Origin of the sequence: Pseudonocardia sp. (genome assembly GCF_025965585.1) — a bacterium.
Classification (GTDB): domain Bacteria; phylum Actinomycetota; class Actinomycetes; order Mycobacteriales; family Pseudonocardiaceae; genus Pseudonocardia.
In genome coordinates this window covers 21,442-28,474 of record NZ_JAOPWR010000199.1, presented here as the reverse complement: position 1 = coordinate 28,474, position 7,033 = coordinate 21,442, and the positions used below count along the sequence as shown (strand labels likewise).

The window sequence follows — 7,033 nt, the reverse complement described above, 5'->3', positions numbered from 1 at the left end:
GTCGAGCCAGCTGCGCAGCTGCGGGAGGGGCACCGCTCCCGGCTGCCGGGCGACGACCTCCCCGTTACGCACCACCATCAACGTGGGCACCGCACGAACCTCGAACCGCTGCGACAACACCGGCGCCCGATCAACATCGATCTTCACCAACTTGATCCGCCCCGCCCGCTCCGTCGCCAACTGCTCCAACGCCGGACTCACCATCCGACACGGCCCACACCACGTCGCCCACAGATCCACCACCACCGCCACCGGCGCCCGCTCCACCACCTCCACGAAATCGGAATCACCCGCCTCCGCGATCCACGGCACCGGACGATGACAATTCCCACACCGCGGAATCCCATCCCCCACCGCCGGCACCCGATTCCGCTTCCCGCAATGCGCACACGTCACCACCACCGACCGCACCCCGGTGCTCCCCGCGGTCCCGGCGCTCCCCGCGGTCCCGGTGGTCCCGGTGCTGCCGGTGGTCCCCGCTCCGGTACTCATACCGGCACCACCACCTGATCCACCGGCACCGGCGTATGCAGACCCACCACCAACCGCCCCTCCGAATCGAGATCCACCTCGACCGTCGAACCCTCCACCACCTCACCCGCCACCAACGCCCGCGCCACCCGAGTCTCCACCTCACGAGCAATAAACCGGCGCAACGGCCGCGCCCCATACACCGGGTCATACCCCTCCCGCGCAATAAACGCCCGCGCCGCGTCACTCACCTCCAAATCAATCCGCCGCTCCGCCAACCGGATCCGCAACTCCGTCAACATCAAATCCACGATCTCCGCGATCTGCTCCAACACCAACGGCGTGAACAACACCGTGTCATCCACCCGATTCAAAAACTCCGGCCGGAAATGCGACCGCAACTCCGCCAACACCAAATCCCGGGCCTCCGACCGCAACCGCCCCTCCGCCGTCACCCCCTCAATCAAATACTGCGACCCAATATTCGAGGTCATAATGATCACCGTGTTCCGGAAATTCACCGTCCGGCCCTGCGCATCCGTCAACCGGCCATCATCCAACACCTGCAACAACGTGTTGAACACATCCGGATGCGCCTTCTCGATCTCATCGAACAACACCACCGCATACGGCCGCCGCCGCACCGCCTCAGTCAACTGCCCCCCCTCGTCATACCCCACATACCCAGGCGGAGCCCCCACCAACCGCGACACCGTATGCCGCTCCTGATACTCACTCATATCGATCCGGACCATGTTCTCCTCCGAATCGAACAACGCCGACGCCAACGTCTTCGCCAACTCCGTCTTCCCCACCCCCGTCGGCCCCAAAAAAATGAACGACCCCGTCGGCCGCCGCGGATCCCGAATCCCCGACCGCGACCGGATCACCGCATCCGCCACCACCCGCACCGCCTCGTCCTGCCCCACCACCCGATTATGCAAAATCGTGTCCAACCGCAACAACTTCTCCCGCTCCCCCTCGGTCAACCGCGTCACCGGAATACCCGTCCACAACGACACGATGTCGGCCACCTCATCCGCCGTCACCTCCTCCCGCAACAACCGCTTCGCCCCCTGCTTGGCGACCAACCGCTCCTCCTCCGCCGCCAACCGCCGCTCCAACTCCGCCAACCGCCCATACCGCAACTCCGCCGCCCGGTTCAAGTCATACGCCCGCTCAGCCTCCTCGGCCTCCCGGCGCACCTGCTCCAACTCCGCCCGCAACTCCTGCACCCGCTTGATCGCCCGCCGCTCCGCATCCCACTGCGCCCGCATCGCATCCGCCTCCGCCCGCAGATCCCCCAACTCCCGGCGCAACTCCTCAAGACGCGACCGACTGGCCTCATCCGTCTCCTGCGACAACGCCGCCTCCTCGATCTCCAACCGCGTCACCCGCCGAGTGATCTCATCCAACGCCGCCGGCATCGAATCAATCTCCGTACGCAACCGCGCACACGCCTCATCCACCAAATCAATCGCCTTATCCGGCAAAAACCTTTCCGTCAAATACCGATCCGACAACGACGCCGCCGCCACCAACGCACCATCCTGGATCCGCACCCCATGAAAAACCTGCAACCGCTCCCGCAACCCCCGCAGGATCGACACCGTGTCCTCCACACTCGGCTGACCCACCACCACCGGCTGGAAACGCCGCTCCAACGCAGCATCCTTCTCCACATACCGCCGATACTCATCCAACGTGGTCGCACCAATCATATGCAACTCCCCCCGCGCCAACATCGGCTTCAACATGTTGCCCGCATCCATCGAACCCTCGGCCGCCCCCGCCCCCACCACCGTATGCATCTCATCAACAAACAACAAAATCCGGCCCTCAGCCGCCTTCACCTCCGCCAACACCGCCTGCAACCGCTCCTCGAACTCACCCCGATACTTCGCCCCCGCAACCAACAAACCCATATCCAAATTGAAAATCGTCCGATCCCGCAACCCCTCCGGCACATCCCCATTCACAATCCGCTGCGCCAAACCCTCCACGATCGCGGTCTTCCCCACCCCCGGATCACCCACCAACACCGGATTATTCTTCGACTTCCGCGACAAAATCTGCACCACCCGCCGGATCTCCGCATCCCGCCCGATCACCGGATCCAACCGACCCGCCCGCGCCGCCTCCACCAAATCCTGCCCATACTTCGACAACGCCTCATAAGTACCCTCCGGCGTCGCCGACCGCACCCGCTGATTCCCCCGCACCTTCGTCAACTCCGCCAACACCGCATCCCGAGTCACCCCGTTCCGCACCAACAACCGGCCCGCCCCCGACCGCTCCCCCTCCTCCGCCAACGCAACCAACAAATGCTCAACCGACACATACTCATCCCCCAACCGACGCGCCTCCCGATCCGCCGCCTCCAACACCCGAGACAACCGCTGCGTCACCGACACCCGCCCCGGCTCCACCCCCCCACCCGTACTCCGCGGCTTCCGCCCAAGCTCCCCCTCCAACTCACCACGCAACTTCGAAACAACCACCCCCAACCCCGACAACAACCTCGGCACCAAACCATCAGACTGCTCCAACAACGCCAACAACAAATGCTCCCCATCCACCTCCGTATGACCCGCACGAGTAGCAAGATCCTGCGCAGCCGAAAGGGCCTGCTGAGACTTCTGAGTCAGGCGATTCAGATCCATCGGACACTCCGTACGCCGTCGGTGTCATGAAGTTCGGTGCGGCTCGGCACGGTGCTGATCGAGCCGGTGTGCCGTTGCCGCCGCAGAGCCAGCTCCAGCACCTCGATCCGGTCGAGCAGGTCGACCACCAGGCCGAGCGCGGTGTAGTTGAGGGAGAACCCGGCGCGCAGCCGTTCGATCCGGGCGACCGACGGCAGCTGGCCTGGTGCGAACCACAGCGCCCCGTCGACGCCACGGCTCGCGCGCACCAAGCCGAGCGCGACGAAGCGGCGCAGCAGGTCGGGATGCAGCCCGCTGCGGCGCGCGAACTCCTCGTGACTCATCAGCGGCCGCGAGCTCCGCGCCGGCAGATACCCGACCGTCATCACTCCGCACCCTTCGACGCCGTCGAGGTGTCCCGTCGCGGATCGAAGTCGGACACCTCGGCGAGCTCGGCGAACAACTGCCGTTCGCGGTCCGTCAGACGCTGCGGAACCATGATCTTGACCTCGGCGAAGAGGTCACCGGGCCGCCCTCTCGGGTTCGGCATCCCCTCCCCGCGCAGGCGCAGGCGCCGCCCGGTCGACGATCCCGGCGGAACGGTCACCTTGGTCTCGCCCGCCGGGGTCGGAACCGGAACGGTGGCCCCGAGCGCGGCCTCCCACGGCGCCACCGGGAGGTCGACGTAGATGTCCCGGCCCACCACGCGGAACCGCTGGTGCGGCAGGAGCCGCGCGACGAGGTAGAGATCGCCGCGGTCCCCGCCGTTGATCCCGCGGCCGCCCTCGCCCGACAGCCGGATGCGCTGCCCGTCGGTGACGCCGCGCGGGATCGTGACGGTGTAGTTGCGCGGGCCCGCGGTGCCGTTCAGCGTGATCTGGCGGCGGCCGCCGCGGTAGGCCTCCTCGACGGTGAGCGGCAGCTCGGCCTCCTGGTCCGCGCCCGTGATCGGACCGCTGCGACCGCGGCCGCGACCGCCGAAGATGCCCCCGAACAGGTCGTCGAGGTCGACCCCGCCGGCGCCGCCGAAGCCCTCGAAGCCGCCGCCGTCGTAGTCCCCGGAGGCGTAGACGGTCCGGCCCCGCCGGCCCCCGCCTGCACCTGCGCCGGCGCCTGCGCGCGCGCGCTCCTCCCAGTCATCGGGGACCTGCTTGTAGTCGTCCCCGAACCGGTCGTAGCGCTTCCGCTTCGACGGGTCGGACAACACGCTGTAGGCCTCGTTGATCTCCTTGAAGCGCTCCTCCGCCGCCGGGTCCTTGTTGACGTCGGGATGGTTCTCCCTGGCGAGTCGCCGGAAGGCCTGCTGCAACTCGTCGGACCCGGCGTTCCGCGGCACACCGAGGACCTCGTAGTAGTTCCGGGCCATCCGCTCAGTCCCCCGGGGTTCTGGTGACGGTCACCGAGGCCGGACGCAGCTGCCGCTCCGGAGCGCCGTAGCCGGGCCGGACGACCGCCGCGACCGCCCCGGGCGGAGCGCCGGAGTCCTCGGGTGAGACGACGCCGACGACCTCGTGGCGCGTCGGGTCGAACGGCACCCCCGCCTCGTCCTGACGGGGGTAGCCGAGCCCTGCCAGCAACGCCAGCGCCTGGTCGCGGACCGCCCGGATGCCCTCGATGATCGAGTTCGGGTCGGCCTCCGCATGACGCAGCGCGAGGTCGATGTTGTCCACGACGGGGAGGAACGCCCCCGCCACCCGGTCGCGCTCCGCGCCGCGCTCGCGCGAGAGATCGCGGTGGTAGCGCTTGCGGAGGTTCTCCAGATCCGCCGCAGTGCGCCGCCATCGGTCCTCGAACTCGGCGGCGGTCGGCCCGTCCTCCGCCTGCTGGCCCGCCACAGCCTGGCCGCTGTCCGGCGGCTGCTCGGTCCCGGCCGGCTCGCCGGAGTCCGCCGGAGGGGCCGAGGCGGACTCCGGTTGGCCGGCGCCCCGCGGCTCCTGCGCCTGCGGGGCCGGTTCCGCCGGTGGTTCCGTGGACTGGGCGGGGTCCGTGCTCTGCCCGGGACGCTGCGCCGTCATCGCGTCCGCCTCACGAGCGGTCGAACTCGGCGTCGATCACGTCGTCGTCCGACGCGGACGACGTGGACCCGGCGCCCCCGGCGCCGGCCCCGGCCTGCTGGCCGCTGCCGGCGGAGACGGCCTGCAGCCCGGCCAGCACACCCTGCAGCTCCTGGGTCAGCTCCCGTACCCGATCCTGTGGTGCCTGGTCCGACACCGCCTGCCGGGCGTCGGTCACGAGCATCTCCGCGCGAGCCCTCTCGTGTGCCGGTGCGGAGTCGCCGAGCTCCTCGAGCCGGCGCTCCACCTGGTAGGCCAGGGCGTCGAGCTCGTTGCGGGCGTCGATCTCCTGCCGCAGCTGCTGGTCGGCCGCACGGTTCTGGTCGGCCTCCTGCACCATCCGGTCGACCTCGCCCGAGTCGAGGTTGGAGCTCTCCGAGATGGTGATCCCCTGCTCCTTGCCCGTGTCCTTGTCCCGGGCCGTCACGTTGAGGATGCCGTTGGCATCCAGGTCCAGCGTGACCTCCACCTGCGGCTCACCACGCGGCGCCTGCCGGATGTCGGTGAGCTGGAACCGCCCCAGCACCCGGTTGTCGGCCGCACGTTCACGCTCGCCCTGCAGCACGACCACGTCCACCGCGGGCTGGTTGTCGGCGGCGGTCGAGAACGTCTCGCTGCGCCGGGCCGGGATCGTGGTGTTGCGATCCACGATGCGGGTCATCACGCCGCCCTGGGTCTCCACGCCCAGTGACAGCGGGGTGACGTCGAGCAGCAGGACGTCGGACACGTCGCCCTTGAGCACTCCCGCCTGGATCCCCGCGCCGACCGCGACGACCTCGTCGGGGTTGACGGTCATGTTCGGTTCCTTGCCCCCGGTGAGCCGCCGCACGAGGTTCTGGACGGCCGGGATCCGGGTGGAACCGCCGACGAGGATGACCTCGTCGATGTCGTCGGCGCTGATCTTCGCGTCCGACATCGCCTGCTTGACCGGGCCCATCGTGCGCTCGATCAGGTCGTGTGCGAGCTCTTCGAACGTCGCGCGCGTCAGCGTGGCGGTGAGGTGCTTGGGACCGTTGGCGTCGGCGGTGATGAAGGGCAGGTTGACCTGCGTCTGGGTGACCGAGCTGAGCTCGATCTTCGCCCGTTCCGCCGCCTCGTAGAGCCGCTGGAGGGCCTGCGGGTCCTTCCGCAGGTCGATGCGGTTCTCCTTCTGGAACTGCTCGGCCAGGTGGTCGACGATCCGGCGGTCGAAGTCGTCGCCGCCGAGGTGCGTGTCGCCCGCGGTGGCCCGCACCTCGACCACGCCGTCGCCGACGTCGAGGATGCTGACGTCGAACGTGCCGCCGCCGAAGTCGAACACCAGCACCGTCTCGTGCTGCTTCTTGTCCAGCCCGTAGGCGAGCGCCGCCGCCGTCGGCTCGTTGATGATCCGCAGCACCTCGAGGCCGGCGATCTTGCCGGCGTCCCTGGTCGCGGTCCGCTGCGCGTCGTTGAAGTAGGCGGGCACCGTGATGACGGCCTCGGTGACCCGTTCCCCGAGGTGGCGCCCCGCGTCGTCGGCGAGCTTGCGGAGGATCATCGCGCTGATCTCCTCCGGTGCGTACAGCTTGTCCCGGACCTTGATCCGCGCGTTGCCCTGGTCGTCCGGCACCACGTCGTAGGTGACCTGGTCGGCCTCCTCGCGGACCTCGTCGAACTTGCGCCCGATGAAGCGCTTGACCGAGTAGATCGTGCCCTTCGGGTTGAGGATCGCCTGCCTGCGGGCCAACTGGCCCACCAGCCGTTCGCCGCTCTCGGTGAACGCCACGACCGACGGGGTCGTGCGCTGCCCCTCGGCGTTGGGGATCACGTCGGCCTGGCCGCTCTCCCAGGCTGCGATCACGGAGTTGGTCGTGCCCAGGTCGATACCAGCTGCTCGAGCCATGA

6 protein-coding genes are annotated in these 7,033 nt (G+C 68.6%); all 6 read right to left on the bottom strand.

Annotated elements, in window-relative coordinates:
* On the bottom strand, positions 1 to 312 hold a 312-nt coding region (trxA, locus tag JWR81_RS12850), incomplete at its 3' end, for a thioredoxin (protein ID WP_367278784.1).
* 176 nt (positions 313 to 488) lie between these two features.
* Positions 489 to 3,134: an ATP-dependent chaperone ClpB gene (clpB, locus tag JWR81_RS12845; protein WP_297650940.1), complete on the bottom strand. Its 2,646-nt coding sequence runs from the start codon at positions 3,132 to 3,134 to the stop codon at positions 489 to 491.
* A complete protein-coding gene (locus JWR81_RS12840; protein WP_297650938.1) occupies positions 3,125 to 3,499 on the bottom strand; it encodes a chaperone modulator CbpM in 375 nt (124 codons plus the stop codon). Before JWR81_RS12840 ends, clpB begins: the two co-directional genes overlap by 10 nt.
* On the bottom strand, positions 3,499 to 4,479 hold the full coding sequence (locus JWR81_RS12835; protein WP_297650936.1) for a DnaJ C-terminal domain-containing protein: 981 nt from the start codon (positions 4,477 to 4,479) through the stop codon (positions 3,499 to 3,501). The genes JWR81_RS12840 and JWR81_RS12835 overlap by 1 nt, the downstream gene beginning before the upstream one ends.
* A gap of 4 nt (positions 4,480 to 4,483) precedes the next feature.
* Positions 4,484 to 5,128 (bottom strand): nucleotide exchange factor GrpE, encoded by a 645-nt coding sequence (gene grpE / locus JWR81_RS12830; RefSeq protein WP_297650934.1) that lies wholly within the window; start codon positions 5,126 to 5,128, stop codon positions 4,484 to 4,486.
* Positions 5,129 to 5,138: 10 nt separating this feature from the next.
* Positions 5,139 to 7,031 carry a molecular chaperone DnaK gene (gene dnaK / locus JWR81_RS12825; RefSeq protein ID WP_297650932.1) on the bottom strand — a complete coding sequence of 631 codons (1,893 nt, stop codon included), beginning with the start codon at positions 7,029 to 7,031 and terminating at the stop codon, positions 5,139 to 5,141.
* Positions 7,032 to 7,033: the final 2 nt, after the last annotated feature.

Coding starts and splice junctions, on each gene's coding strand:
- clpB (WP_297650940.1), bottom strand. CDS start 3,134: ATGGATCTGAATCGCCTGACTCAGAAGTCTCAGCAGGCCCTTTCGGCT.
- dnaK (WP_297650932.1), bottom strand. CDS start 7,031: ATGGCTCGAGCAGCTGGTATCGACCTGGGCACGACCAACTCCGTGATC.
- JWR81_RS12840 (WP_297650938.1), bottom strand. CDS start 3,499: ATGACGGTCGGGTATCTGCCGGCGCGGAGCTCGCGGCCGCTGATGAGT.
- grpE (WP_297650934.1), bottom strand. CDS start 5,128: ATGACGGCGCAGCGTCCCGGGCAGAGCACGGACCCCGCCCAGTCCACG.
- JWR81_RS12835 (WP_297650936.1), bottom strand. CDS start 4,479: ATGGCCCGGAACTACTACGAGGTCCTCGGTGTGCCGCGGAACGCCGGG.